Raw genomic sequence first — 25,251 nt, 5'->3', positions numbered from 1 at the left:
TGCCAGATGGCTGGCAGCCCCTTCTCACAGCTAAAAGCGTGCTTCTATCGCGCGAACGGCACCGAAGCGCGCAGCACCTCGCCGGAGTCGTTGAACTCGACTTCGAAGTCCACGGTGATGTCGCCGTTCACCAGGAGGATCCTCGAGCCGATGCGGACGTCGCTGCCGCTCTTGTCCTTGTCCCGCTCCTGCAAATCGAAGCTGATCCTCTGCCCTTGCAGCCGCCCGATGGCGAGGCCGGTGAACCCGGCGTTGGAGCTCATGGCCGCTTCGTAGCGCTGCTGGCTATCGTTGAACGCGATGGTGCCGCTGATCGACAAATTGGCGCTGACCAGGCTGCAGCGGCCGGTATAGTTGACCTTCTCCTGGTTGCCCTTAGCAACGCTCAAGCGGCAGGTAAACGGCTCCGATTTGCCACCGCCCACCAGAGCGCTGGAGCCGCGCCAATCGCCGATATAGGAGGTCAGGACCGCCAATTCCTGGGGGCCCGCCATCGCCGGCGCCATGCTAAACAGCGCCAAGGGTGCTACCAGGGCGGCCAGCAACTTTGATCGTTTACTCATATGAACTTTGTTTCCAGCGGTAGGACGTGAACGGTAAGATATATTGTCCGAGCTTTGCATAATGTCGAGAGCGCGCGGAGCACGTCTTTGTTGATCGACATCGCCATTCGCCCCCTGGACAGGCTATGAACGCTTCGCTGGCGATCTAGTCGCTTGCACAACAATAGTTTACCCATGGCGTGTCATAAATGTCCCGCCGTCGCGCGAACAAACAAAAACACGAAACCGGGTTTGGCTCTTGCACACGACTGACGCTGCGATCATCGACGCTAGGGAAGTAGTCTACTCTCTTGAGGTAGCGTCCCGCCCCCTTCACATACTCAAAGGCGTATCGTTGCGCGTGGCGCCTGCCGAAGTGGTTGCCATCGTCGGACCTTCCGGCAGCGGCAAGACATCGCTACTGATGTTGTTGGCAGGCCTCGAACGCGCCACCTCCGGTCAGGTCAAGGTGCGCGGCCAGGAATTGTCGGCGTTGAGTGAAGATGACCTCGCGCGCTTCCGCCGCAAGTCGCTGGGCATCGTGTTCCAGAGCTTTCACCTCATCCCCTCGCTGACCGCGCTCGACAATGTGGCCCTGGCGCTTGAAATCGCCGCGCCCGAGCTGCCCATGCACAAAATACGCGCCAAGGCCGCCGACGCCCTTACCGCCGTCGGACTTGGGCAACGCCTTGAGCATCGCCCCACCGCCCTTTCCGGAGGCGAGCAGCAGCGCGTTGGCCTGGCCCGCGCCATGGTCGCCAACCCGCCATTGCTGCTGGCCGACGAGCCCACCGGCAATCTCGACCAGACTACTGGCGCCGTCGTGGTCGAGCTGATGTTCGATCTCGCGCGCAAGAACGGCACTGCGGTGGTTCTGATTACCCATGATCCGGCCCTTGCAGCCCGCGCCGACCGCGTCTTCACCATGACGCAGGGCGAGTTGACCGAATCCACGGTCGTAAGCTGATGGCTGGGTTCCTCGCGGCTGTCCGTGTCGGCCTGTTGGATCTGCGCGGCGACCTGCGCCGCTTCGTCCTCCTCGTGGTCTGCCTTGCAGTTGGTACGGCCCTGATCGCCGGCGTCAGCTCCGTTGGGGCGAGCATCGCTGCCTCGATCGACGCCAACGCTGCTATCCTGATGGGCGGCGATCTGGAACTCTCGCGTGCCGACCGCCCCGCCAATCCGGACGAGTTGCCGATCCTGCAAAGTTTCGGGGCCGTTTCGGCTGTCGTCGACACCAATGTGCGGGCACAATCACCCACCTCCGATGCCTTCGTCGACCTCACCGCCGTCGGCAACACCTATCCACTGGCCGGCACCGTCGAGAGCCCGCAACTGCCCGCAGGCACCGCCCTGGCTGATTTCCTCGCGCCCCGCAGCGAGGTATTCGGCGCCCTGCTCGATCCGCTCATGCTCGATCAGCTCGGCATTGCCGTTGGCGATCGCTTCCAACTGGGCGGGACGGAATTCGAAGCGCGCGGAACCCTCTCCAAGCTTCCCGATGCCGCCGTGCGCGGCTTCCGCCTCGGCCTGACTACGCTCATCACGCTTGACGGCTTCGCCACCATCTCCGACCGCACCTCGCCGCTGCCGGGTCTGGGCAGTTGGTTCCGCTACAAGATCCTGCTCGACGGGCGGGACGCCGAGGACGCAAAGGCCAAGGTCGCGGCAGCCTTGGCCGATAGCGGCTGGACCGTGCGCTCCGCCCGGGACGGGCTGGGCCCCATGGTGCGTTACTATGATCTGTTCATGCGCTTCCTCGTGATCGTGGGTCTTGGCTCGCTGCTGATCGGTGGCGTCAGCGTCTGGAGCGGCATGCAGGCCTATATTGCCGAGCGCTCCAACGTTATCGCTATCCTGCGCAGCATGGGCGCCGACCGCTCGCGCGTCTTCGTACACTTCTTCTCGCAGGTGGTGGCTCTGGCCGCGATCGGCGTTGGAATTGGCCTGCTAATCGGGGGCGGTGCCGCCTATCTGGTCCTGCCCTTTGTTGGCCAGGCGGTCGGCATCGCCCTGCCATCCTCGCTTCATCTGCAGCCTCTGCTGGTTGCCGCCGGCGCCGGCTTCGTTACCGCGTTTGCCTTCTCCTATCTGCCCCTGCAACAGGCCCAGACCATTCGCCCGGTCCACCTGTTCCGCTCCAAGGGTCTTGCGGCGCCGCCGCTGGAATGGGGCAGCCTGCTCCTTTCCACCCGCATCCTCCCGCTGCTGGCAGCCATCATCGCCTTCCTCCTGCTGGCTTATGCCATGACCGAGGATGCCATGCTGGTGGCCGCTTTCGCCGTGGCCAGCGCCATCACCGCTCTGTTTTTCGAGGCCTTCATCGCTTTGGTGCAAAGCGCTCTGCGCCATCTGCCCGACCCGCCGGCCCGCCTTTTGCGTCATGCCAAGCGTTACATCTCGACCGGCGGCGGCAATGCAGCCTCCGTCGTGGTTTCGGCTGGCATGGCCCTCACCATGCTGATCGTCGTGCTGGTTCTGCAGGCCAATCTGCGCCAGGAGTTCTTTGGCGCCTCCGCCTTTGGCGCTCCTACGCTGGTCGCTTCCGATCTCTTCCCCGATGAGGTCGAAACGCTTGAGGCCATGTCCGGCCCCGGCACCGACATTCCCCTGTTCGTTGCCACACCCATGCTGCGCGGCGCCCTGACAGCGATCAATGGCGTACCCGCCGCCGATGTTGAAACGCGCGGCCCCGAGGCGACCTTCCTCCTTTCGGGCGAAGTTCCGCTGACCTACCGCGACCAGATGCCGGCCACCTCCAAGCTGACCGGTGGCGATTGGTGGCTAGCTGGCTACACTGGTCCCGGCTTGGTTTCCCTGCACCAGAGCCTGCGTTCGGGTCTGGGCGTCGATATCGGCGACACCCTGACCTTCCAGATCTTTGGCGAAGACATCACCGCCGAGATCACCAATTTCCGCGATTATTCCTGGCAGGGCGGCATCGATTTCCTAGCAACCTTCTCCCCGGGCGTTCTGGAAGCTTATCCCACGACCCTGTTCGCCGCCGTCACCACTGCGCCCGGCCGCGAGGAAGCAGTGGAGCGCGAACTCGCCACCGCCCTGCCCTTCATCAGCTTCATCGCCATCGGCGATACGCTGAAGCAGGTCACCAATGCCCTCAGCCAATTGTCTTTTGCAGCCACCCTGATCGGCGGCCTCGCCGTGGGCAATGGCCTGCTGGTGCTGATCGGCAGTCTCGCCACCGGCCGCCGCCAGCGCGAGGCCGACGCCGTCATCACCAAAGTGCTGGGTGCAACCCGCGGCGAACTGATGCTCTCGGCCTTCGCGCAATATCTGGTGCTGGGCCTGCTCGCTGCGGTGCCGGCGATCTTTCTGGGCATAGGACTGGGCTGGCTGATCAGCTTCATCATGCTCCAGGTCGATTTCACCCTCGATCTGCGCAGCCTGCTGGTTGTCCTGGGGGTCGCGACGCTGATCACGGCCCTGCTCGGCTCCATGACCATCCTGCGCGCCGCCTCCGCCCGCCCCGCCCGCCTCTTGCGCGACCTGTAGCGACGGCCGCGTTAACCGAAGCGACATTGCAGCGAAAGCGAGATCCCGCCTTCGCTGCAGTGACCCGGTAGGACTAGCGCAAGCGACCCGTTTATTCCGTGGGCATCTGGCTCATGTCCATCCACATATATTCCCAGGTATGGCCATCGGGATCGGCAATGGCGCGGGAATACATGAAGCCGTAGTCCTGGCGCTCACGGGTTTCCTTGCCGCCCGCAGCGACACCGGCTTCGGCGATCTGGTCGACGGCCTCGCGGTTATCGCGCGACAGGGCATAGAGCGCCTGGCGCTGCTGCTTTGCGTCGGGGATCGGCAGATCGGAAAACTGGGCGAATTTTTCGTGGGTGAGAACCATCACATAGATGGTGTCGCTGATAACGATGCAGGCGGCTGTCTCGTCGGTGAATTGGGGATTATGATCAAAGCCCAGCGCCTTGTAGTAAGCCATCGAGGCCGCAAGGTCGCTGATAGGCAGGTTGACGAAAATCTGTATAGGCATTGGTATTTCCTCGATATGAACCGACTCTGGTCTGAAGGGCTGTCACCCCTATTCACTTGCACCGACGAGTGACGCCCGACATTTTCGACATACAATTTTCTAAGTGCAGTTTGGCGCGCCAGCTCTCGCAGCGCCCCAACCGATCAAAGAACCTGTGGAAGCACGTTCTCCACGGTATGGAGCAGGCATGTGCCGCCCATGACGATGTCGCTGTTGAGCCGCTGTACGCGCTGGCGCCATGCCCGAACGAAGATGAAAGCCTGCCCGGCCACGCCCGTGTTCAAGGTTTTGGCCCGCTGCCTTGCGGCCCGGCTCATGGTGTGGAGTTGCGCGAGGAAATCGGTTCCCCAGTTCTGCGGACCAACCACAAAAGTGCCCATCGGGGCGCCACAGTTCCACAGGCTTTGCACGACATGCCCATCCACCGTAGTCGACGAATCCATGTCCCTGCAGTCATCGCTGCCGTAGAAGGCCTCCACCACCAGATACTCAAGCGCGAGGCCAGGACTGTATTTGCGGTAAGTCTCGTCATAGGCGCATTTGGGCGTGAAGATCGTATCGCCCGAGCGGATGTTGACGCTCAGGGCAATGGGCACGCCATCCAGCAGCAAGCTGTCGACCGATGTGAGCCCTTGATGGGGGCAGAAGGCCTGACGGGCAAAGCGTGCATGCTCGGGGTCGGCAAGGAACGAGGTACTGGCCTTGCCCTTCCAGCCGGCATGTTCAACGGCAAGAAACTGCTCGATGCGCTGCGCGACGAGCGCAGGTTCCGTGGCTCGCTCGAAGCGCAGCTCGCCCAATCCCTCAAGCCGGCGCAGGGTGCGCTGGATGTCTTTCACCCGGCTCTTGGACACAGCCGAGCTCAAATGCTCGGCAAAGTCGCGCGATGTGCGGGCAAGCCGGGCGCGCTGGTAATTGACGAGCGGCAGGCAGCGCAGGGCTTCATCACCGGCCAGCAGGTTCAGTCGCTTGGCGAAATGGCTCGACAAGTCCAGATGCGGGAAACTCCAGCGCCTCGGGATTTGCCTCGTCTTGATGGCATTCACCCAGGCGGCGATCACCGCGTCCGCGTGTTCCTTGCTGATCAGCGGCTGGCCGCAGAACTGATAAAGGTTCGTGGCTGCGATCGCTCGTGGCAGCGGGAACCGCTTGTAGCGGAACGGGAAAATGCCAAGCAGCTGGCTCCTGTCCCGGCTTTGAATCACGACGGCACGAAGCCCCGACGCTCGATCGATGGTGTTCAGTCCGGCCAGAACATAGGAGCGTGCGTAAAAGGGATTATTGTCGAGCCCATTGCGCGCCAGCTCATCCCATTGAGCTGCATCAATATGGCGGATGCCTGTCTCGTCGAGAACTTCGACAATCAAGTTTGGCGCAATTGCCTCCGGCTTCATGATCGCATTTCCCTCCCAACAAACATCCTCGCCCCGGCAAATACAGGCAGGACCAGGCCAAGCCGTCGATGCGCGAACCAGGCCAGCAGAATACCTCGGACGGTCAGTCCGGCCACCCCCGCCAGCGCCGCTCCCAGGGTACCAAGCAAAGGTATCAGGCTGATTGCCGTGCCCACATTCACCAACAGCGCTGCAAAGAAGGACAGTGAGCACACGCGCTCTTCGCCCAGCATGGTCAGCACGTCTTCACCGGGGCCCATGGCGCACGCGACGACAATGCCCAGGCAAAGCACCGGCACCAGGTAATGCGCATTCGCATAGTCGGAACCGAAGAGGTTGAGCAGCATGCCGCCAAACAGCGAAAGCACGATTGCCCCAGCAATTGCGACGCTCGTGGAAAGCAAGGCGGACCGCCGGATCAGGGCCTGCAGCTCTCCCAGCTTGTTTGCAGCGAAGAGCCTGGCATATTTCTGGGCAGTGACTGCCGTTACGCCATAGGGCACATAGGCCAGGATCTGGGATATGCGCGAAGCCGCAAAATACAGCGCCACCACTTCAGGCGGCGCGAAGAAGCCCAGGATCAGGATGTCGGCATTGAAGAACAGAACTTCAGCGACATCGACGCCGGCGATCGGCACAGCAGACCTGATCCATGCCACCGCCATGTATTGAGGCTTCGCGCCCGCCAGCGCATCGCGCAGGTGCCGCAGCAACAGCATGAATTGAATGCCAACGCTCAGCACGAGCCCGGCGATGGTGAGCACAACGACGCTGCTCGCATTCGCTTCCAGCCCCAACATGACGGACGCAGCCAGGCCGCAGACAATGACCAGATGCCGCAGCATATAGGCCGGTCCAATCCCCAGATTTGGTCGATCCAGCCCTCGCGCAATCGCCTCCAGAAAGTCCTGCAACGCAAGCAGGGGTATCCCCGCCAGCGCCAGGCTGGCCAGCAGCACATATTCGGGTTCGAGCCAGGAAACCGGGCCATGTATCAGCACCGCGGCTACCGCAAGAACGGCCAGCGACACACCGGCCGTGGAGGCAAGCGCAAAATGCAACAGGCCACGCGCCTTGCCCCGCTCGCCGCGTTCAAGATAATCCGCCAGCAATCTGCAGAGCAGCTGGGCCGTACCAAACGTGCCGAAATGCCCCAGGAGCAGCAGGTAAACCAGAACCAGCGCATAGCGCCCGAACTCCTCTGCCCCCATGATCTGCGATGCAAAGACCTGGGCCCCCAGCGCAATACCGGCACCCGCAATCCGTATACCCATGACGTGCAGGGATGGGCTGGCCAGTTGTGGCAAGCTGGCAGCCATGCGCCGGAAGGCATCGGGACCTGCCTTGCCAGCCAACCTCTTCTGGGCGCCCGAAACGTTCACAGTGCTCTCGTAGTTTTAAGAGCCATCGCTAGCTCTTGAAATAGTCGGCAGCACGATAGTCGGAACGAGCGAGAAGAGTATTAACGCGTTGCGCTATGGTTACGAAGTCATCCATATGGCAATCAAGTCAGAAAGTCTCCGACTTCTTGACCCACCTGTCGTGGTTCACGTTTCAAACCTGAGCAGACGATAACCAATACCCGGTTCGGTGATGATGTAGTTCGGCGAGCTTGGGTCGGCCTCCAGCTTCTGGCGCAGTTGACCGATGGCGTCAGGAAGGTTTGGCGACAGATGCAGCGGGAAGGGTTCGATGTTGCGCGATGCACGGTGCAAAGACTGATGCGGGAACTCGGCCTGCAGGGTGTCATTCGAGGCAAGCCAGTGCGCACCACGATCAGCGACAAGGCCGCTCCTTGCCCGCTCGATCACGTCAACCGCCAGTTCCATGCTCCGGCGCCCAACAGGCTCTGGGTCTCCGATTTTACCTATGTGGCGACGTGGGCTGGGTTCGCCTATGTAGCCTTCGTGATCGACGTCTACGCTCGCTATATCGTGGGCTGGCGGGTCAGCCGCACCGCCCATGCCAGCTTCGTGCTTGACGCCCTCGAGCAGGCCATCCACGACCGCCGCCCCGTCCATCGCGGCGGTCTGGTTCATCATTCGGATCGCGGGTCGCAATACGTCAGCATTCGCTATACCGAGCGCCTGGCCGAGGCCGGGATCGAACCGTCAGTGGGCAGCGTCGGGGACAGTTACGACAACGCCTTGGCCGAGAGCATCAACGGACTCTACAAGGCCGAGGTGATCCACCGGCGCGGACCCTGGCGAAACATCGAATCCGTTGAGTTCGCCACTCTCGAATGGGTTGACTGGTTCAATCACCGACGCCTCCTCGAACCCATCGGAAACATCCCACCAGCGGAAGCTGAGGCAAACTTCTACGCCGCACTGGAACAACCGGCCATGGCCGCATAACTTAAACCAAACCCTCCGGAGTTTCCGGGGCGGTTCAAGTTGACCGGTTTGGTCAATCGGCGGCTGTTTGATCTTGAACTTGCACAGACCGTCAGCCAGAGCTTTCCAGGCCAGTCTTTCGGCGTCCTTGTCATGGACATCGATGCGTTTAAGGCCATCAACGACAATCACGGGCACGTTGCTGGCGACATAGTGCTCAAGCATTTCGCCAAACTAATGCGCACAACTTTCCGCTCTGGCGACTGCGTGTCTCGTTGGGGTGGAGACGAGTTCGCGGTGATCGTACGCCACCCCACCTCCCGTGGTGACGTGGACACTGCGGCAAAGCGGCTTCGGGAGGCGGTGCTTGAGCGGCCCGTCAATGTTGGGGCCGCAGAGATCCCGATAAGTGTGAGCGTGGGGATCGCCTACTATCCGGAGGATGCCGACTCCATGACTGACTTATACAGCGTCGCGGACGCGCGAATGTATGAGGCGAAGCGGCGCAAGAAAGCCCCCCCGGCTATATGACGTCCAAGCGTCTTGGTGCGAAACTGAACCTAAGCGCGCGCGTTGTCTCGTTCTGGACCTCCCGACGGCAACAAGTCGCATCGGTATTCAGTCAGTCAACAGCCGGAGTCGGAATGTACGTCTACGTGTTCAAAGGAGCAGATCGCATCATGGGCTTCACTGCAGATGTCGACGGCAACAACCTGCCGTCAGCACAGGGACCATGGGAATTAACAAACCGTTTGAACATGTCGAAGTCCGATGATCCACGACCGCTCGTTGATACTCAAGCATGCTTGGAAGACATCGAGATGCATGGTTTTCACATCACCAACGACCATCGCCGTATCACGGACACCTTGGAGCCTTGATGCCGCGCCGGAACAACGGAGTCTCGTGGGCGTTCTAGCTCATCTTCATAGGAGACTATCGATGGGCTTTTTCAGCGACATCAAAGACAAGATCTTCAATCGGCATACTGCAAGCACATCCGCGATGCCTGACACGGAGCCAGCAGTACACGAGACTGCACCCGTAACTCCGCAGCCCGCGCAGGCTGCTCCGTCCGCTGCCAGCCCGACAGGAACCGCCCCATCCTCAAAGCCTACTTCGGCAACACCCGAGTCTGTGGCGAGCTCTCCAGCTCCAGCACATGGCGACGTGGACGTTGCAGCCATCCTTGATCAGGCTGTCGCGGATAGTGGGCAGACGCTCAATTGGCGGACGTCGATTGTTGATTTGATGAAGGCAATTGGCATCGACAGTAGCCTATCTTCCCGCAAAGCATTGGCGGAAGAGCTAGAATATAAAGGTGACAAAGACGACTCTGCAGCGATGAACATTTGGCTGCACAAGCAGGTTCTTGCTAAACTTGCCGCTAACGGCGGCACGGTTCCTGCCGATTTGTTAGACTGACGCCAACACCGAGCCGGTTACTCCGGCTCGGTGCCTCGCGAGCAGCGCGGTCGCTGTGTTTCGTTTAACACCCACATGTTACCCGGCGCATGCAACTTTGATTCAATGTGTAGTTTTCACGGTCGAGGGAGCACCGCCAATGATTACACATGAACGCATGCCTCTTGGTGCGCGCATGCCATGGGATGCCGTGATCGTCACTGTACGCCGGTCGTTGGGCAGGACTGTTGCGGATGTTGCGGCGATGGTTGAAATCGCCGACTTTCCGCTGTCGGTTCCACGCGCGCTCGATCAGGCTGCCACTTGGTGCCGTGAAAAAGGTCTGTCCAACATACGCGTCATCCTTGAAGATGAGCAATTGTGGAATGCTGATTGGGGGACACTCACTGAACCCTCAACCCAGCAGAAGCCATCGGCCAGCCCCAGCCGACTATGAGCGCGATTGCATTTATGCAGGCGGGGTCACGCCAGCCCACGTAACATCAGAACCTAAGGGTGCCGGAAACCTGTAACAAACTGCGGACCGTGATGCTGATGTTACCTGCGCTTTTCGATCAGCGTTGCGCAGCCTCAGGGTATGCCCTGACGTAACACCAGTGGGCTGGCTCGTTCGATGCCCCTGCCCATTCGACGGGAATGGGCCGTGTGCGGTCGGTCCGCTTTCAGAGCCCGAACTCAACTAGCAGCCGTTCGGCTACGGTTCGGCGTCATCTGCCAACTCGCCTTGCCAGAAGTCCAAACGATTACTTGTGACCTCCGATTCAATTGGGATGGCGGTAATCCATACATCCTCCTAACCCCTTTCTCCAAGGTTGCTGCCCTGCAAGGATAGCTTCATGCCCGTTCCACGCTGACGCAGGTACTTTCTGCTAAATCGCATTCTCATTTCATCCCATCCTTATCATGGATATTTGGCAAGGCTGGTCGCTTATGTGAGCGCGCGGCTCAAAGCCATCATCCTAAAGAACCGGAACCTATCGACTCCGCGGTCGTACCGGTTGCTTACCCCGGCAATACGATTCTCCAACGGAAACTCTATTGTGTCGACATGAACAACACGTCCCTCGCTTCCAAACTGACAAACGGTCGCATCGCCGCTGCTATATTCGCTGTAGTGAGCGCCCTGTTTTGCATTGAGGGTGCCAGCTATCCATATATGACCAGTATCGGTCCCGGAGCAGGCTTCTTTCCTGTCTGGGTCGGAGGCCTGGGTGCGGTGCTGGGCTTGCTCCTTCTAGTCTTCCCTTCGCAGCCAGAGGCGACCGAAGACCTTGCTGAAGAGGTGGGCAAGCCCGCGCGGCCCACCAATGCGGCGATGATGATCGCAGTCACGGTTGGCTGCCTTCTGGCCGCCGCCGCGCTGTTACCGTCGCTGGGTTTTCTCCTGGTTACGTCTCTGCTGACGACTGCGTTGCTCTGGCTTTACGAGCGACGCCCGGCTGTCGCCCTGGTGGGCGGTATCTTCTCGGGGCCAGCGATCTACTATCTGTTTTCTTTGCTGCAGGTGCGCCTGCCAACCGGCGTGTTCGGCATCTAGTCGGACCACAAGACCCCGCGCAAAGCGGAGCAAACTGGAGGAAGCGCATGGACTCTGCATTTAGCTTTTGGATGGCTGGCATTGCCGAAGCCATGCAGCCGACCAACCTGTTGTTTGCCATCATCGGCTGCACGATTGGAACTTTGGTTGGCGTCCTGCCGGGGCTTGGGCCAGCGGCGGCAATGGCGATCCTTATCCCGTTCACCTATGACCTCGGGCCCGTGCCGGCCATCGTCATGTTGTCTTCGATTTATTTCGGCACCCAGTATGGCGGCACCATCACCTCCGTCCTCGTCAACGTGCCCGGGGAGTCCACCTCGGTGGTCACCTGCCTCGACGGTCACCCGATGGCCAAGTCCGGGCGGGCTGGTGCTGCCCTCGGCATCGCCGCAATTGGATCCCTGTTTGCAGGCATCGCCGGTACGCTGATTTTGATGGTGTTGGCCCTGCCGCTCTCCTCTTTGGCATTGCGCTTCGGGCCGGTCGAAACGTTCGCGCTGCTCATCGTTGGCCTGACACTGGTCATGAGCTTCCGGGGGGGGTCCCTGATTGCCGCGATGGCCATGACCATAGTCGGCCTGATGCTGGCCCTGATCGGCCTCGACCCGGTGCAGGGCGCCCCCAGATACACCTTTGGCAACAGCAGCCTATTCGATGGTGTCGAGCTGGTCGCTGTGATCATGGGGCTGTTTGGCGTTGCCGAGCTGCTGCTCAGTCTCGAAGAGCGCCAGGCCAAGCCGATTACCAGTGAACTCACCTCGCTGTTTCCGCGCAAGGAAGAGCGCAAGGATGCCGCCGCCGCGATTGTCCGCGGCACTGGAGTCGGTTTTGCGCTCGGGCTCATTCCCGGCATGGCCGGCATCGTCCCGACCTTTATGGCCTACGCGCTTGAGCGCCGTCTGTCTCGCCATCCGGAGCGGTTTGGCAAGGGTGCCATCGAAGGCGTGGCGACGGCCGAAGCCGCCAACAATGCCCATGCGCAGGCCTCCATGGTGCCGCTGCTGACCCTGGGCATCCCCGGCACGGCGACCCTCGCCGTGCTGATGGGCGCCTTCATGATCAACGGCATCACGCCGGGGCCCTTTCTGTTCATGGACCATCCGGAAACGGTTTGGGCCGTGATCGGCAGCTTCATTGTCGGTAACGTTGTCCTCTTCGTCCTCAATTTCCCGCTCGTGCGCATCTGGGTACAGGTGCTGCGCATCCCGCCCAATTATCTGCGGGTGGCCATTCTGGTTTTCTGCATGCTTGGCACCTACACGCTGCGCCAGAACATCTTTGACGTCATGATCATGATCGCCTTCGGCGTGTTGGGCTACGTCTTCAAGAAGGTGAACTGGCCAACCGTACCGCTGGTTATTGCGCTGATACTGGGGCCGATGCTCGAGCGCTCCCTGCGTCAGTCGCTCGAGCTGTCCGACGGAGCCTTCTCGGTCTTCCTGACCACGCCGATAGCAGCCGGGCTGTTGGCCTTCTCTGGCGTGATCCTGATCGTGTCCATCGTCGCCACCGCGCGGCCGGCCAAAAACATTCCAACTACTCAACCCAGCTCAAATCCATGAGCACAAACCGAAAAGGGAGGAATCGCATGAACAATTTCACCAGGAAAGTCGGCGCAGTTTCCGTCGTGTCCATTTTAGGACTGGCGGCGATGGCTAGCACGGCGCTGGCCCAGTCGAGCTACCCGGATCGGGCGATCCGAATGATCGTCCCCTTCTCGGCCGGCGGCGGCACCGATCTTGGGGCCCGACTGCTCGCCGATGACCTCGAGGAGGCGCTCGGCGTTTCTATCACTGTGGAAAATGTGCCCGGTGCCGGCTCGCAACTCGGGCTGACCGAACTCGCCAATGCCGAGCCCGATGGATACACGATCGGGGCGCTCAATCAGCCCGCTTTCGACACCATCATCCTCTCGCCCGAGCGTCAGGCGGCGTTCAACGTCGATTCGTTCGACTACATCATCGGCCACGTGGCGGAGCCACTGGTTATCGCCGTGATGCCTGACAGTCCGTACAATAGCCTGGCTGACCTCGTCGCCGACGCCAGGGCCCGGTCGGGCGAACTGAGAGTTGCCACGTCCGGTCTGCTGACACCCGAACATCTGGCTCAGCTTCAGCTCGAACAGGTAGCCGATACCCGGCTACGGATCGCCCACTTCAACGGCGCGGCTGAGAGCATGACGCAGTTCCGCGGCGGCCGTACCGACATAGCCTTCACCACGCCGTCTTTTCTTGAAGGCCTCAAGCCTCTCGCCATTCTCACGACCGAACGGTTGGCGGCACTGCCGGATATCCCGACCGCTGTCGAGCAAGGTTTTCCCGAGCTTGTGATGGTGTCGACACGAGGTTTCGCGGCACCCGCCGGGCTGCCGGACGATGTCCTGGACCGTCTGCGTGAGGCCTTTTCAGAGGTTGCGAACACCCCTGAGCATCAGGAGAGAGCCGCGGCTTCAGGGCTCACTGTCGATGTCGTGGCCGGCGACGAATACGACGCCTACGTTCGTCAGATCCACGAGGCAGCGCGCCCGCTGGTCGAGCTTTCCACGCAACGTCAGTGACCATCGGAAAGGACGCGACGCTATGACTATCCTCAAGGAACGGCGCTGGGAGATCATGGAGGTCGGCGAAGAATTTGGCCCGCTCCATGTGACTGTCGATCTCGCGATGGTGCGAGCTTACGCCTTCTCCGTTGACGACTTCACGCCGTCGCACCTGTTTCCCGCAAACGAGGGTGCGCCAATCTTGGCGCATCCAACCCTGCTCTGCCGCGAGGCACGTGACGTCATCGCCACCACCTATGATATCGCCAGTGGTGGCGCCGGCATGCACACCAAGCACGAATGCTATTTCTTCGGCTGCCCTGCAGTCGGTGAGACATATGTCATCACGGGCCGGCATACCGAAAAGTTCATCAAGCGCGAAAAGCAGTACATCGTGCTCGAATCCGACGTGCATGACCGCGACGGCAAGCTGCTGTTTCGGCAGCGCTCCACCCATATTCGTGCGCTCAGGCCTGGTGTGGCCAAGGTGAGCCAAACGCCCGCTTCCGGGGATATTGCACCACCTGCAGCCCCGCCGCGCGTAGTGGCGCGTGATCGCAATGAAATCGCCGTCGGCGTCGACCTCCTTACCCTCGGCAAGCGCTTCAATCAGGAGCATCTCACAGTTTTCGCCGGCACGAGCTGGAACAACATTCACAACGATCCCGAGCTGGCCCGGGCGAGCGGCCTGCGCGGCACGCTGTCGTCCGGCCTCCAGACCATGGCGGCGGTTGCCGAGCTCATGGAACGCTACTTCGCTGAGGGCTGGACGGATGGCGGCAGCCTCGCCGTCGCCTTCATTGCCCCGCTTTACGTCGGCGAAGCCATTACAGTCGGTGCCACGATCACCGCCGTGACTTCAGACACCGTCACCGCGGACGTCTGGTGTGACACGACCGCCGGCGTCCGGGTTCTTGCTGGCTCGGCAAGCGCCCGAATTTAGCTTTGAGAAAGTCAAAAAATGCAGACTGACCTAAAAACCATTACCTTCGAAAAGCGCGACAATATCGCTATTGTCACGCTCAACCGTCCACAGGCGCGTAACGCTTATGACGACACGATGCAGGGCGAGCTCAGCGATGCCTGGCGTGAAATCCGCGGCAACCACGACATTTGGTGTGCCGTGGTCACCGCAGCGGGCTCTGACGCCTTCTGTGCTGGCCGGGACGTCAAGGAGCTCAGCGAATTCCAGCAGCGCGATCAGCTCGTGCCGCGCTACGACCCGCGCCACCCCAGCTACGGCGACTTTGGCGCTCACCTGCACAAGTTCGGCATCAACAAGCCCATCGTCGGTGCCATCAACGGCTTCGCCGTGGGCGGCGGCCTCGGGCTGCTGCTCAGCTGCGACCTACGCATCATGAGCGAGACCGCCTGGATTGGCGATCTGCATGTCAATATCGGCCAGATCGGCGGTGCGGCGCGCATCCTGCGCCAGCTCCCTTATGCTATCGCGGCCGAGCTGGTCCTGTCCGGGCAGCGCATCGGTGCCGAACGGGCCCGTGAGATCGGGTTGATCAACAAGGTCGTGCCGCCCGACCAGGTGCTGGACGAGGCACTGCGGTGGGCAGAGCAGCTCTGCCGAATGTCGCCGCTGGCTGTGCAGCGCAGCAAGGAAATCCTCCAGACGCTGATGACCATCCCGTCCGGCACGCTGCAGCTCGAGGAATATTACATGGCCCAGATGCGGCTGACCGAAGATGGCAAAGAAGGTCCGCTGGCGTTCAGGGAAAAGCGGGCGCCGCGCTGGACGGGCAAGTGACATGACTGACCAGATCAAGCCGCTTGAGGGCATTCGCGTACTTGACCTCAGCCACGTGCTGGCGGGCCCCTACATGACGCTGTTCCTGGCGCAGAACGGCGCCGAGGTCATCAAGATCGAAAATCCGGAGGGCGGCGAGATGGCCCGGCGCCTGCTGGTCAAAACCGCGGATGGACGCTCGGTCGACCACGTCGCGGCCTATCTCAACCGCGGCAAGAAAGGCCTCGGGCTCAATCTGCGTTCCGACGAAGGCAAGGCGATCTTCCGCGAATTGGTGAAGGCCAGCGACATTGTCGTCGAAAATTTCACGCCCAAGACCATGCGCAAGCTGGGCTTCGGCTATGAAGAACTCAAGGCGATCAATCCGCGCATCATCTATACCAGCCTGAGCGGCTTCGGCCACGATGACATCTATCCCAGTCCGATGATGGACCGGCCTGCCTTCAACCTCATCGCCCAGGCGATGGGCGGGATCATGGATATTACGGGCGAAGAAAACGGGCCGCCGATGGCCACGGGTGTGGCGCTCGGTGATCTGGTCGCCGGTGTGTTCGCCCTTTCGGGCACGCTGCTCGCGCTGCAGCACCGCGATCGCACGGGCCTGGGCCAGCATGTCGACATTTCGATGTATGACTGCTTGGCCAGTTTCTCCCAGCGGGCCGTGCTGCGCACCTTCCTGACCGGTGACGTCCCCACGCGTGGTCGCGACAGCCGCGAGAACCCCCTCGGCACGTTCAAGGTCAAGGACGGTTACGTGGTCATGACCTTGATGGGTGATCCGATGTGGACCCGATTCTGCGACCTCGTTGGGCGGCCGGAGCTCAAGGAAGATCCCGGGTTCCACCCCGACTCTGCCCGCGGCGCCCGCTACGATTCCTCCATCCGTCCGCTGCTCGAAGATTGGGCAAAGGACAAGACGCGCAGCGAGGTCGTCGAGCTGTTTGCCGCCGCCGACCTGCCAGCCGCACCGGTTCAGGACGCCGCCGACATCCTAGCCTGCCCTCAACTGCGCAGCAGGCGGATGATCGAGGAGATCGATGATCCGGTGCGTGGACGCATGGTCTATACCGGCAATCCGATCAAGCTCTCCAATGTCGAGGAGTATCCCGCATCCCCGGCTCCAGCCATCGGAGCCAACACCGAGGCTCTGCTGTCCGGCCTGCTCGGCCTTTCGGCGGAAGACATTTCCGCACTGCGCGCCGCGCGCGCCATCTGACGGGCCCTATCATGAAAAAGATCATCAATGATCCGGCGCGTTTCGTCGACGATACGATCGAAGGCATCCTCCTGGCGCATCCCGACTGGCTGTCGCCCGCGGGCAACAATCGCTCGCTAATCCGCAAGTCCGGTGTTCCCAAGGGCCAAGTCGGCATTGCCACCGGCGGGGGCTCGGGTCACCTGCCGGTCTTCCTCGGCTATGTCGGGGAGGGTCTGGCCCATGGAGTTGCCGTCGGAAATGCCTTCGCTTCGCCGTCTGCACGCCAGATGCTGGCAGTGACGCGCGGGGTGAATGCCGGGGCCGGGGTCCTGCACCTCTTCGGCAATTACCAAGGCGATAGCCTTCATTTCGAAATGGCTGCCGAAATGGCGGAAAGCGATGGAATCCGCGTAGTTGCCGTCAAAGCCTCGGACGACATCGCCTCGGCCCCGCCGGCCGAGTGGCAGAGCCGGCGTGGCGTAGCCGGCATCTTCTTTGCCTACAAGCTTGCCGGTGCGCGCGCTGCCGAGGGGGCAGACCTAGACGCCGTGGCGGAAACGGCACACTACGCCGTCGCCAATACTCGCACACTCGGCGTCGCGCTTGACGCCTGCACACTGCCCGAAATCGGCCACCCCAACTTCTCGTTCGCCGATGACGAGATGGAAATTGGCATGGGCATTCACGGCGAGCCCGGTCTTGAACGCCGCACCTTGATGCGTGCCGAAGACCTAGCCGCGACATTGGTCGACCGCATCCTCGCCGACCTGCCTTTCGCGAATGGCGATGAGGTTGCGGTACTCGTCAACGGGCTCGGCTCAACCCCGGTCGAGGAACTCTATATCCTCTATCGCTCCGTTGCGCCGCTGCTGGCGGAGCGGGGCATCGCGGTGCATCGCACCTATATCGGCGAATATGCCACCTCGCTCGACATGGTCGGTGCCTCCGTGTCGGTGCTGAAGCTTGACGCCGATAGCCGCCGGCTGCTCGACGCGCCGGCCCGTTCGCCCTTCTTCCAGCAGTCCGGAGCCGGCCGATGACCCCATTCAGCCTCGATGCCCCAGCCGTCCGTGCCGCTATAATGAAGGCCACCACCGATCTCGAAGTCGCGACCGGCCAACTCAGCGCACTCGACGCCGCTATCGGCGACGGAGACATGGGACTCAGCATCGCCAATGGCTGTCGGGCCATCAGGGAAGAGTTGCCTCCTGAAAGCGCCGACATTGCTGCCTTGCTATCGGAAGCGGGTTTGATCTTTTCGGAAAAGGCCGGCGCTACGATCGGTGCTCTGGTCGGCACGGCGCTCATCCGGGCCGGCAAGTCGGTTCGCAGCAAGACCACGATCGGTCTTCCCGATCTCGCGACGATGCTCTTGGCCGCCGAGCAGGGGATTGCGGAAAGGGGCAAGGCCCAAGCCGGTGACAAGACGCTGCTCGACGCGCTGATCCCGGCGCGCCTGGCGCTGGAAATGGCCATCGCCAGGGGCACGACCGTGGACGGGGCAGTCGAAGCGATGCTCACTGCGGCGCATGGCGGCGTGACCAACACGGCAGAAATGGTCGCCAAGTTTGGACGCGGTCGTTATCTCGGCGAGCGCAGCCGGGGACATGAGGACGCTGGGGCCACCGCAGTGTATCTTCTGCTGGCCTCCCTCGCGACACGGGCAGAGTAGGGCGACAGAGCACAGATGGAGCGAATGGGAACGACCAAAGCTGACGCTGCTGCGATGCGCTCCGCGGGGCGGGACGCGGCCGGCCCTCGCGATGATCTGCCCTATCTGCTGCTGGGCCAGCATATCCGCAATTACCGCCTGCAGAAGTTTGACGCCCGGACGGGCCGGCCGTGGTCGCAGGAAGACTTGGCGGTGTCGATCGGTACCGACAAGGCGCATGTCAACCGCATTGAGTGCGGGCGCCAGCTGCCGACGGTGGACACGCTGGATCGCGTCTGCGATGCCCTTGAGCTGCTGTGGCCCGCTCGCCGGCGTCTTTTGGGTCTGGCGGGACTACTTAAGGACCTACCCGAGCCGCGCGAAGAAGATATGACCAAAATTGAGGGTATGGTCGCTCGAGCTTTCGTCGCTGCGGCTTACCCCGCTTGCCTGCTTGATCACGATGAACGCATCTGGGACGTCAACACGGAGTTCGCCACGATTTTCCTCGGCTATGGCAGCAAGGATGCTTGCCTAGAGGCAGTGCGGGGTCGGTTTTTCCTTGAATTGCTCTGCGACACGCACCCAGCACATGCCTACCTTCGCCGGACCGTCCGCAACTTTGACCATTTGTCGCTACGACTCCTTGCGGTCCTGCGTCATGCCCTGCAGCGCCGCCCGGGGTCGAGCCAGTATCAAGCCCTCCTCAACGACGTGCTGTCCGACCTGCGCCTTTGCTCGCTGTGGCTGCAGATCAGTGCCCACCTCAATCGATCCTCTGCACCGGAGTATCTTGATCATCAGGCGCTTGATATGGCTGCTTCCCCGGTGGGACCCTATCGGGCGCAGCTGTGGCATTCCACTTTTCAGGCAGACGAGCGCTTTCGCTTGCTGCATCTCGTGCCGGTCACCGATGAAGCACAACGTCGCTTCGAGCTCTATGGCAAGCGCCGCTCTGCGACATTAAAGAGTCCGACCAATGCCGGGACCCTGGCCGAACTCGCCCATGAGCCTGCCGCCTATCCGCAGGGTCCCGTTAGCTTCCACGTTCCTTGGGCCAGCGGCGGCGTTACCGATGTCGGTGCGCGGATACTGGCTCCCCTGCTGAGCAGGAAATTGGGTCAGCCGGTCAGCGTGATCAACTGCGATCAAACGCAGTCGCAGGAGGCCGTAAGTCGGCTCGCCGCACTTCGTCCAGATGGCCACCACCTGGTGTTTCTTAACGAGCCGTCCATCATCGCCGCGACCGAGTCTGTGGCGACTGTGCTCGCGCACACGGCACGCGTACCCGAACTCAGCCGCTTCGATTGCGTTGCACAGCACGCCTACGATCCTTTCTGCGTGTATGTGCGCCAGGAAAGCCGCTATGGCTCCTTCAAGGAGTTGATCCGTGATGCCTCTAATCGACCAGGTGAAATCTTGGTCGGAACCTCTGGACGCGGGACGCCCGCTCATCTTGCAGCTTTGATGGTGGAAGAAGCGGCCGGCGTCCGCTTCAATTTCTGCCACTATTCGGGAAGCCTTGAGCATATTGCCCGCTTCCTATCTGGCCAAACGGACGTGGCCTATCTTGGTTCGGGCGTTAGCCTGCCGGCGGTTCAGGCCGGCGAAATGCGGGCCCTGCTTGCGCTGACCCCCACCCGGTTTGAGCTGATGCCCGAAACGGCGACTCTGGCCGAATTTGGTTTCGCGGCCCATAGCCTAGCATCGATCCGCCGCATCTATCTGCCACAAGGTAGCGATCCTGCAGTGAGGAACGTTTTGAGGGCGGTTTTGAGTGATGTAGTGGCCTCGCCCGACCATGTTGCACGTATGGCTGCAGTCGGTCTCGTCCCCGTGCCGGCCGGTTTTGCAACACACCCTAGTTAGAAAAATTGGATCAGTACAGGGACCCGACCTCGGGAAGCCGGCCGGTGGGTCCAAACAGAGCATCAAGCGCTTGGTCGTTAAAAGTTCTCCATTCCCTGAAGTTGCCGGAAATGAATCTCCCGCTGTTTCACGCCGTTTGGGCGTCGCTACGTTCAGACTCCGGCAGCTTTCAAGAAGTCACGACGAGCGTTGGAGCGTCCGAACTGGGGCGCGTTGCAGTCCGGCCGCTCTCGACACCGTGACGGAAGTTTACGCACTATTTAGCGACGCCAAAAGCACACAGTACGGGTCGCTGCTCAATCCGCGCTCAAACCTTATAGCGCAGCGCACTGACGAGTGCTGCAAAGGCCGGCGATAGGTGCCGACGGTTCGGACAATAGAGGTTGTAGCCCTGCCAAGAAATGGACCAGTCACTCAGGACCTCGGTCGTGAGGGACTTGATCGCCGAGGGCATCGCCGGCCCAGGTGGCACTGGCGTGGCTGCTCGCACAAAAGCCCTGGAATCGTGCCACTCTTCGGCACCCGCAAACTGGAGCGCTTCGAAGAGAATATCGGGGCTCTTGGCGTCACGCTCACCCGAGACAACCTATCCGAGATCGAGGCGGCAAATTTCCAGACCACCGGGGCAGATATGCCGAAGCAATGCTCAAGCGGTCAGGACCCTAGCAGAACGCGGGGTCCCCCGACGTTGGCGTGGAGTAACGAAGGGCAGATTGGGCGCGGGCGGTTCGGCTCGGTTTTGTAGGCGAACCTGGGAGAGTGACCGTCCGGCAACTCTTGGTCACGCGTTTCCCGATCTGGTCCCGTGCAAAGTCGCCGCCATGTATTCATGCAATCTCTGCTCGCTTTGAGCGGGAAATATCGATCGACTAAAAACATACGCCCGCTTCGATCGAAGCGGGCGCCTTTCGATGCCGCGATGCAGGTGGAGAACCGGGGCGTCAGCTGGGCAGGCAGGCGGGGCCGGCAGGTTCAAAGGACTTGTAGGTCAGGATGAACTCACGGTGCCCAAGAGCTTCGGACTTGGTCTGGGCGCCAGCAGCGACGGACTGGATGAGTTCGAATATTTCGGCGCCAACCTCATCGAGGCTTGCGGCGCCTTCAAGAATGCGACCGGCATCGACATCCATGTCGTCTTCCATCCGCCGATAAGTGTCGGGATTGGCGCAGACCTTGATGACCGGGGCAATCGCCGAGCCAACCACCGAGCCACGCCCGGTGACGAACAGCGTCATATGGCTGCCCGAAGCGATCAGTTCGACGATTTCAGCCGTGTCGGAAATATTGGGGAATCCGTAGCGGACCTCACCATCCGGCACCACATCCATCAGGTAGAGCCCGCCACGCGGTGGGACGGTGCCCGGCTTGACGATGCCCGAGATCGGCGATGAACCGGACTTGGCATAGGCGCCCATCGATTTCTCCTCGATGGTGGACAGGCCGCCATCGGCATTGCCGGGAGCAAAGCTGCCATAGCCCAGGGTGGCGTAATAGGCCGCGGCCTTGGCCACGGACGCCCTTAGCTCGTTGCCGAGTTCGGGGGTGATGGCGCGGCTGGCCATGATCTCTTCGCAACCGATCAGCTCACCGGTTTCCTCGAAGACGCAGGTGGCGCCGGCCGATACAAGCGTGTCGAAGGCGCGGCCAACCGCCGGATTGCCAGTCAGGCCACTGGTGCCGTCGGAGCCGCCGCAGACGGTGCCGATAATCAGTTCTTCCACAGCCATGGGCACAGTGGGTGCATCACGCAGCACCGCGAGTTGTTCCTGCACCCACGCCTGGCCGGCCTTGATGGTCTTGAGCGAGCCGCCGTCATTCTGAATGGTGAGCGTGTGCACGGGCCGGCCGCTCTTTTCGACGATATCGGCGAGCGAGAACTTGTTGAAGCTCTCACAGCCGAGCGACAGCAGCAGCACCGCCCCAATATTGGGGTGGGTGCAGAGCTTTTCCATCATCTGCTGGGCATAGGCATTGGGATAGCAGCCGGGAAAGCCGATCAGATGCACATCGCCGTCGCGTGCCGAAGCGACGATCTCGCGGCTGACGTGGTGGGCGCACTCCACCAGATAGGCAACGGCGACCACGTTGCGGATGCCCTTGCGTCCGTCCGCGCGCGGATAGCCGCGCATTGCCGTGCTCATAGATTTGCCTCCGTTGCGGGTTTGGCGATCACATGGGTGGCCGTGTAGTCGCTTTTGATATTGTGGATATGCACCGACTCTCCGGCCGCAATGGGCTGGGTGGCCGAGCCGATTGGGGCGCCGTATTTGAAGATCTTCTCGCCGATGCCGATCGCATCGCGGGCGATCTTGTGGCCCCTGTCAAGCCGAGCCGCGAGTGTAACGTGGCTATCCTCCACAAGGATGGTTTCGCCCGCCGGAATTGGTTCTCGGGCGACCAAGATATTGTCCTGGGGCGATAGCAGCAGCAGACGGGGATCGGTCATGCCAGCTCCTTACATCACGCCAAACGTGCTGAAGGCTTCGGTGGCGCTCATGCCGTTCTTGATGGCGGAGGCGACCTGGTTCTCGGTACGGACCTTTTCCAGCGCCTGGGTGACCACCTTATCAACGATGCTCGTTGGGATGATCAGCACTCCCTCATCATCGCCATAGACTAGATCGCCGGGGCTAATGATCACACCGCCGATTTCAATAGTTGTGCGATAGTCGATCACCTTGCCGCGCGGCCCCTGATCCTGGGCATAAACGCCTCGACAAAAAACGGGGAAGCCAAGCGCCAGAATCTCGCCAACGTCACGCACGTAGCCGTCCAGCACAGCGCCGGCAGCCTTGAGGTGGGTGGCGCGGGTCGACATCAGCCCGCCCCAGATGGCGTAGTTCAGCGAAGCGCCGGTGGCGATGTAGATCTCGCCTTCCTTGAGATCGTCCAGCGCTTCCAGCATCAGGCCAAACGGCTTGTGCGCGAGCGGGCCGGCCGAGGTGTCGAGGCCTGTGCCAAACACGTCGGCTTCCAGTACCGGCATGGCGCGGCCGGCGATGCGGGCACCCGGCTGCAGCGGGGCGAGGCCTGGGGGCAGAAACTGCTTGCGGTAGCCTAAGACGTCCAAGATGTCGCCGACCACGGCGGTGAACAGATCCTGCTTGAGAATGCGGATGGTCTCCGCCTCGGTACGAATAGTCATGTCAAAGTTCCGTTTGGACTAACTGCCGCTCGATAGGAGCAGGGAGATTTCGGGGACATAGGTGATGAGCAGTAGCCCGATGAGCAGCGCTGCATAAAGACCCAGGGACTGGCGCGTGAACTCCGCGACGTTGACCTTGGTTATATTGCAAACCACCAGCATCACGGTGCCGATTGGCGGGGTCAGCGTGCCAACCGAGAGGTTGACGATGAGGATGATGCCGAAATGGACGGGGTCGATACCCATCGCCACAACGGTCGGCATCAGCAGCGGTACCAGCACGATCATCAGCGCCGTACCTTCCAGGAGGCACCCGAGCCCGAGAAAGAGCACGTTGAGTAGCAGCAGGAACAGGTACTTGTTGTCGCTGATGGCGACGACGCTGGCGGCCAGTGACTGGCCGACCTGCTCGAGCGAGAACACCCAGGCCAGCGCCGAGCTGGCCATGATGATCAGCATGACCGACGCCGTCGATTTGGCGGTTTCCACCAGGGCACTGCCCACATGGGACAGCCGCATTTCGCGATAGACGATGAAGCCGATGAAGATGACGAAGGCTACGGCAAAGGCGCCGGCTTCGGTCGGGGTAAAAATATTGGCGCGGATGCCGCCGATGACGGCGAACACCAGCAGGACGGCAGGCCAGGCCGAAAGCAGAGTGGAGCCGACTTCGGCCCTTTTTGGCCAGCTGGTGCGGGTCGGCTTGTAGCCGCGGCGCACCGAAATCCAGTAGGTGGCGATCAGCAGCAGCAGTGCCAGCATCAGCCCCGGCAGAATGCCGGCCATGAACATGCGGCCTACCGAGACGTTGGCGAGCAGGGCATAGATGATCAGGGCAATGCCGGGCGGGATGATCGGGGTGATCAGCGACCCGAAGGCGGTAACCGCTGCAGCGAAACCACGGTTATAGCCCTGCTTTTCCATTTCCGGCACCATCATGCGCGCCGTCATGGCGGCGTCGGCCAGGTTGGAGGCACTGAGCCCACCCATCAGGGTAGAGAGCATGACATTGGCCATGGCCATGCCGCCGCGGAAGCGGCCAACCAATAAGTCCGCGACGCTGAGCATGCGGTGCGCAATGCCGGTATGGCCCATTAGGGTGCCGAGCAGGATGAAGAAGGGGATGGCCAACAGCGACACGTTCTGGGTCGGGCTGATGACGCGTTGGATGGCGATGGTGATCGGGACCTGATTGAAGAACAGGAAATATACCAGCACGGCAACGAGAATGGAGATGTAGAGTCGCATATTGAGGGCAATAAGCGCCAGCATCACGAGAATTACGGTCGTCAGGGTCATTCTGCGTCGTCCTTGGTCAGGGCGCGAATACCCTTGATGGCGTCGATCAGCATGTAGAAGGCGATGCCGACGGCACCCACGGGAATGGCAAGATCGATCCAGAGCCAGGAAATGCGCAAGATGGAGGTGACCTTGAATTGCACCGACAGTGCCAGTTGCAGTCCGATCCAGCCGACATAGAGAATGACGGCGACGGAGATCAAGCCGACGACAGCGTTGACCAGGAGGCGGGCACGCTTCGGCAGGGCATCGGTCAGCAGGGAGATGGTCAGGTGCTGGCCGTCGCGTTCGGCGGCGATAGCGCCGATCATCACGATCCAGATCAACAGCATGCCGCTGACTTCCTCGGACCAGTGGACGGGCTGACCGACTGCGTAGCGCATGATCACGGCATAGTTGGAGATGCCAACCAGCACCAGCAGCGGAATGGCCGCCAGCCAGTTGATCGGCTTTTCTAGGAACTTCATTGTCGTCTCCGGAACCGCAACCGGCCCGACGGGGCACGCAGCGTGCAGGACAAGGGATGCGGCGGGCAGGGCGCCCGC

The 25,251-nt window shown here is 61.5% G+C and carries 25 protein-coding genes and 2 pseudogenes; 17 read left to right on the top strand and 10 right to left on the bottom strand.

The genetic code is table 11. The features are described 5' to 3' along the window. Positions 1-44 precede the first annotated feature (44 nt). The gene (locus C8264_RS04430) at positions 45-563 is read right to left on the bottom strand and encodes a heme-binding beta-barrel domain-containing protein (RefSeq protein ID WP_162783455.1); all 519 of its coding nucleotides are present in this window, start codon (positions 561-563) and stop codon (positions 45-47) included. Between the two features lie 238 nt (positions 564-801). Here C8264_RS04430 and C8264_RS04425 point away from each other — a divergent pair, with 238 nt between their 5' ends. Both C8264_RS04425 and C8264_RS04420 read left to right on the top strand, forming a co-directional pair. Beyond that, complete coding sequence (locus C8264_RS04425; protein WP_205245611.1) at positions 802-1,509, top strand: ABC transporter ATP-binding protein; 708 nt, start codon at positions 802-804, stop codon at positions 1,507-1,509. Further along, on the top strand, positions 1,509-4,055 hold the full coding sequence (locus C8264_RS04420) for an ABC transporter permease (RefSeq protein WP_108459746.1): 2,547 nt from the start codon (positions 1,509-1,511) through the stop codon (positions 4,053-4,055). Before C8264_RS04425 ends, C8264_RS04420 begins: the two co-directional genes overlap by 1 nt. 91 nt (positions 4,056-4,146) lie before the next feature. On the opposite strand, the gene C8264_RS04415 is transcribed toward C8264_RS04420, so the two are convergent. The 4 genes from C8264_RS04415 to C8264_RS22890 all read right to left on the bottom strand — a co-directional run bounded on the left by C8264_RS04415 (position 4,147) and on the right by C8264_RS22890 (position 7,663). Next, positions 4,147-4,554, bottom strand: coding sequence for a VOC family protein (locus C8264_RS04415; protein WP_108459745.1), 408 nt, complete (start codon positions 4,552-4,554; stop codon positions 4,147-4,149). Between the two features lie 143 nt (positions 4,555-4,697). Further along, positions 4,698-5,948, bottom strand: a complete 1,251-nt coding sequence (locus tag C8264_RS04410) for a GNAT family N-acetyltransferase (RefSeq protein WP_108459744.1) — start codon at positions 5,946-5,948, stop codon at positions 4,698-4,700. Next, positions 5,945-7,330, bottom strand: coding sequence for a lipopolysaccharide biosynthesis protein (locus C8264_RS04405; protein ID WP_162783454.1), 1,386 nt, complete (start codon positions 7,328-7,330; stop codon positions 5,945-5,947). Before C8264_RS04405 ends, C8264_RS04410 begins: the two co-directional genes overlap by 4 nt. Before the next feature lie 165 nt (positions 7,331-7,495). Next, entirely contained in the window at positions 7,496-7,663 is a 168-nt protein-coding gene (locus tag C8264_RS22890; protein WP_162783453.1) for a winged helix-turn-helix domain-containing protein, read from the bottom strand. On the opposite strand from C8264_RS22890, the pseudogene C8264_RS04395 reads away from it, so the two are divergent. From C8264_RS04395 to C8264_RS22465, 15 genes and pseudogenes are all read left to right on the top strand, one after another. Beyond that, a pseudogene (locus C8264_RS04395) lies at positions 7,598-8,305 on the top strand (IS3 family transposase); the annotation flags it as partial. The gene C8264_RS22890 and the pseudogene C8264_RS04395 overlap by 66 nt on opposite strands. Positions 8,306-8,344: 39 nt before the next feature. Further along, entirely contained in the window at positions 8,345-8,815 is a 471-nt protein-coding gene (locus C8264_RS04390; protein WP_108459742.1) for a GGDEF domain-containing protein, read from the top strand. 113 nt (positions 8,816-8,928) lie between these two features. Next, positions 8,929-9,165, top strand: a complete 237-nt coding sequence (locus C8264_RS04385; RefSeq protein ID WP_108459741.1) for a hypothetical protein — start codon at positions 8,929-8,931, stop codon at positions 9,163-9,165. Positions 9,166-9,226: 61 nt separating this feature from the next. Next, positions 9,227-9,709 (top strand): DUF3597 domain-containing protein, encoded by a 483-nt coding sequence (locus tag C8264_RS04380; RefSeq protein WP_108459740.1) that lies wholly within the window; start codon positions 9,227-9,229, stop codon positions 9,707-9,709. 139 nt (positions 9,710-9,848) lie between these two features. Next, a complete protein-coding gene (locus C8264_RS04375; protein ID WP_108459739.1) occupies positions 9,849-10,145 on the top strand; it encodes a hypothetical protein in 297 nt (98 codons plus the stop codon). Positions 10,146-10,757: 612 nt separating this feature from the next. Next, a complete protein-coding gene (locus C8264_RS04370; RefSeq protein ID WP_108459738.1) occupies positions 10,758-11,246 on the top strand; it encodes a tripartite tricarboxylate transporter TctB family protein in 489 nt (162 codons plus the stop codon). A 47-nt stretch (positions 11,247-11,293) separates the two neighbouring features. Continuing rightward, positions 11,294-12,808, top strand: a complete 1,515-nt coding sequence (locus tag C8264_RS04365) for a tripartite tricarboxylate transporter permease (protein WP_108459737.1) — start codon at positions 11,294-11,296, stop codon at positions 12,806-12,808. A gap of 26 nt (positions 12,809-12,834) precedes the next feature. After that, on the top strand, positions 12,835-13,803 hold the full coding sequence (locus tag C8264_RS04360; protein ID WP_162783452.1) for a Bug family tripartite tricarboxylate transporter substrate binding protein: 969 nt from the start codon (positions 12,835-12,837) through the stop codon (positions 13,801-13,803). Between the two features lie 22 nt (positions 13,804-13,825). Continuing rightward, positions 13,826-14,728: a MaoC family dehydratase gene (locus C8264_RS04355; protein ID WP_162783451.1), complete on the top strand. Its 903-nt coding sequence runs from the start codon at positions 13,826-13,828 to the stop codon at positions 14,726-14,728. An 18-nt stretch (positions 14,729-14,746) separates the two neighbouring features. Further along, the gene (locus C8264_RS04350; protein WP_108459734.1) at positions 14,747-15,544 is read left to right on the top strand and encodes an enoyl-CoA hydratase/isomerase family protein; all 798 of its coding nucleotides are present in this window, start codon (positions 14,747-14,749) and stop codon (positions 15,542-15,544) included. A gap of 1 nt (position 15,545) precedes the next feature. Continuing rightward, a complete protein-coding gene (locus tag C8264_RS04345; RefSeq protein ID WP_162783450.1) occupies positions 15,546-16,760 on the top strand; it encodes a CaiB/BaiF CoA transferase family protein in 1,215 nt (404 codons plus the stop codon). An 11-nt stretch (positions 16,761-16,771) separates the two neighbouring features. Further along, positions 16,772-17,782 (top strand): dihydroxyacetone kinase subunit DhaK, encoded by a 1,011-nt coding sequence (locus tag C8264_RS04340; protein ID WP_108459732.1) that lies wholly within the window; start codon positions 16,772-16,774, stop codon positions 17,780-17,782. Next, positions 17,779-18,414: a dihydroxyacetone kinase family protein gene (locus tag C8264_RS04335; RefSeq protein ID WP_108459731.1), complete on the top strand. Its 636-nt coding sequence runs from the start codon at positions 17,779-17,781 to the stop codon at positions 18,412-18,414. The genes C8264_RS04340 and C8264_RS04335 overlap by 4 nt, the downstream gene beginning before the upstream one ends. Before the next feature lie 24 nt (positions 18,415-18,438). Beyond that, a complete protein-coding gene (locus C8264_RS04330; RefSeq protein WP_162783449.1) occupies positions 18,439-20,262 on the top strand; it encodes a tripartite tricarboxylate transporter substrate-binding protein in 1,824 nt (607 codons plus the stop codon). 450 nt (positions 20,263-20,712) lie between these two features. Beyond that, a pseudogene (locus C8264_RS22465) lies at positions 20,713-20,928 on the top strand (aldo/keto reductase); the annotation flags it as partial. A 275-nt stretch (positions 20,929-21,203) separates the two neighbouring features. On the opposite strand, the gene C8264_RS04320 reads toward C8264_RS22465, so the two are convergent. From C8264_RS04320 to C8264_RS04300, 5 genes are read right to left on the bottom strand one after another with little or no spacing between them, the layout of a single operon-like run. Then, positions 21,204-22,403 carry a UxaA family hydrolase gene (locus tag C8264_RS04320; RefSeq protein ID WP_108459729.1) on the bottom strand — a complete coding sequence of 400 codons (1,200 nt, stop codon included), beginning with the start codon at positions 22,401-22,403 and terminating at the stop codon, positions 21,204-21,206. Continuing rightward, the gene (locus C8264_RS04315; protein ID WP_108459728.1) at positions 22,400-22,708 is read right to left on the bottom strand and encodes a UxaA family hydrolase; all 309 of its coding nucleotides are present in this window, start codon (positions 22,706-22,708) and stop codon (positions 22,400-22,402) included. Before C8264_RS04315 ends, C8264_RS04320 begins: the two co-directional genes overlap by 4 nt. 9 nt (positions 22,709-22,717) lie before the next feature. Beyond that, entirely contained in the window at positions 22,718-23,407 is a 690-nt protein-coding gene (locus tag C8264_RS04310; protein WP_108459727.1) for an RraA family protein, read from the bottom strand. Positions 23,408-23,425: 18 nt separating this feature from the next. After that, a complete protein-coding gene (locus C8264_RS04305) occupies positions 23,426-24,706 on the bottom strand; it encodes a TRAP transporter large permease (RefSeq protein WP_108459726.1) in 1,281 nt (426 codons plus the stop codon). Next, complete coding sequence (locus C8264_RS04300; protein ID WP_108459725.1) at positions 24,703-25,173, bottom strand: TRAP transporter small permease; 471 nt, start codon at positions 25,171-25,173, stop codon at positions 24,703-24,705. The genes C8264_RS04305 and C8264_RS04300 overlap by 4 nt, the downstream gene beginning before the upstream one ends. Positions 25,174-25,251 lie beyond the last annotated feature (78 nt).

The sequence above is a fragment of the Devosia naphthalenivorans genome (assembly GCF_003056355.1).
GTDB lineage: Bacteria > Pseudomonadota > Alphaproteobacteria > Rhizobiales > Devosiaceae > Devosia > Devosia naphthalenivorans.
This window is presented reverse-complemented; position numbering and strand designations above follow the sequence as displayed.

Bases quoted from the DNA above. Each gene is read 5' to 3' on its own strand.
- C8264_RS04430 (WP_162783455.1), bottom strand. From the start codon at position 563: ATGAGTAAACGATCAAAGTTGCTGGCCGCCCTGGTAGCACCCTTGGCG.
- C8264_RS04420 (WP_108459746.1), top strand. From the start codon at position 1,509: ATGGCTGGGTTCCTCGCGGCTGTCCGTGTCGGCCTGTTGGATCTGCGC.
- C8264_RS04415 (WP_108459745.1), bottom strand. From the start codon at position 4,554: ATGCCTATACAGATTTTCGTCAACCTGCCTATCAGCGACCTTGCGGCC.
- C8264_RS04410 (WP_108459744.1), bottom strand. From the start codon at position 5,948: ATGAAGCCGGAGGCAATTGCGCCAAACTTGATTGTCGAAGTTCTCGAC.
- C8264_RS04385 (WP_108459741.1), top strand. From the start codon at position 8,929: ATGTACGTCTACGTGTTCAAAGGAGCAGATCGCATCATGGGCTTCACT.
- C8264_RS04380 (WP_108459740.1), top strand. From the start codon at position 9,227: ATGGGCTTTTTCAGCGACATCAAAGACAAGATCTTCAATCGGCATACT.
- C8264_RS04375 (WP_108459739.1), top strand. From the start codon at position 9,849: ATGATTACACATGAACGCATGCCTCTTGGTGCGCGCATGCCATGGGAT.
- C8264_RS04370 (WP_108459738.1), top strand. From the start codon at position 10,758: ATGAACAACACGTCCCTCGCTTCCAAACTGACAAACGGTCGCATCGCC.
- C8264_RS04365 (WP_108459737.1), top strand. From the start codon at position 11,294: ATGGACTCTGCATTTAGCTTTTGGATGGCTGGCATTGCCGAAGCCATG.
- C8264_RS04360 (WP_162783452.1), top strand. From the start codon at position 12,835: ATGAACAATTTCACCAGGAAAGTCGGCGCAGTTTCCGTCGTGTCCATT.
- C8264_RS04355 (WP_162783451.1), top strand. From the start codon at position 13,826: ATGACTATCCTCAAGGAACGGCGCTGGGAGATCATGGAGGTCGGCGAA.
- C8264_RS04350 (WP_108459734.1), top strand. From the start codon at position 14,747: ATGCAGACTGACCTAAAAACCATTACCTTCGAAAAGCGCGACAATATC.
- C8264_RS04345 (WP_162783450.1), top strand. From the start codon at position 15,546: ATGACTGACCAGATCAAGCCGCTTGAGGGCATTCGCGTACTTGACCTC.
- C8264_RS04340 (WP_108459732.1), top strand. From the start codon at position 16,772: ATGAAAAAGATCATCAATGATCCGGCGCGTTTCGTCGACGATACGATC.
- C8264_RS04335 (WP_108459731.1), top strand. From the start codon at position 17,779: ATGACCCCATTCAGCCTCGATGCCCCAGCCGTCCGTGCCGCTATAATG.
- C8264_RS04330 (WP_162783449.1), top strand. From the start codon at position 18,439: ATGGGAACGACCAAAGCTGACGCTGCTGCGATGCGCTCCGCGGGGCGG.
- C8264_RS04320 (WP_108459729.1), bottom strand. From the start codon at position 22,403: ATGAGCACGGCAATGCGCGGCTATCCGCGCGCGGACGGACGCAAGGGC.
- C8264_RS04315 (WP_108459728.1), bottom strand. From the start codon at position 22,708: ATGACCGATCCCCGTCTGCTGCTGCTATCGCCCCAGGACAATATCTTG.
- C8264_RS04310 (WP_108459727.1), bottom strand. From the start codon at position 23,407: ATGACTATTCGTACCGAGGCGGAGACCATCCGCATTCTCAAGCAGGAT.
- C8264_RS04305 (WP_108459726.1), bottom strand. From the start codon at position 24,706: ATGACCCTGACGACCGTAATTCTCGTGATGCTGGCGCTTATTGCCCTC.
- C8264_RS04300 (WP_108459725.1), bottom strand. From the start codon at position 25,173: ATGAAGTTCCTAGAAAAGCCGATCAACTGGCTGGCGGCCATTCCGCTG.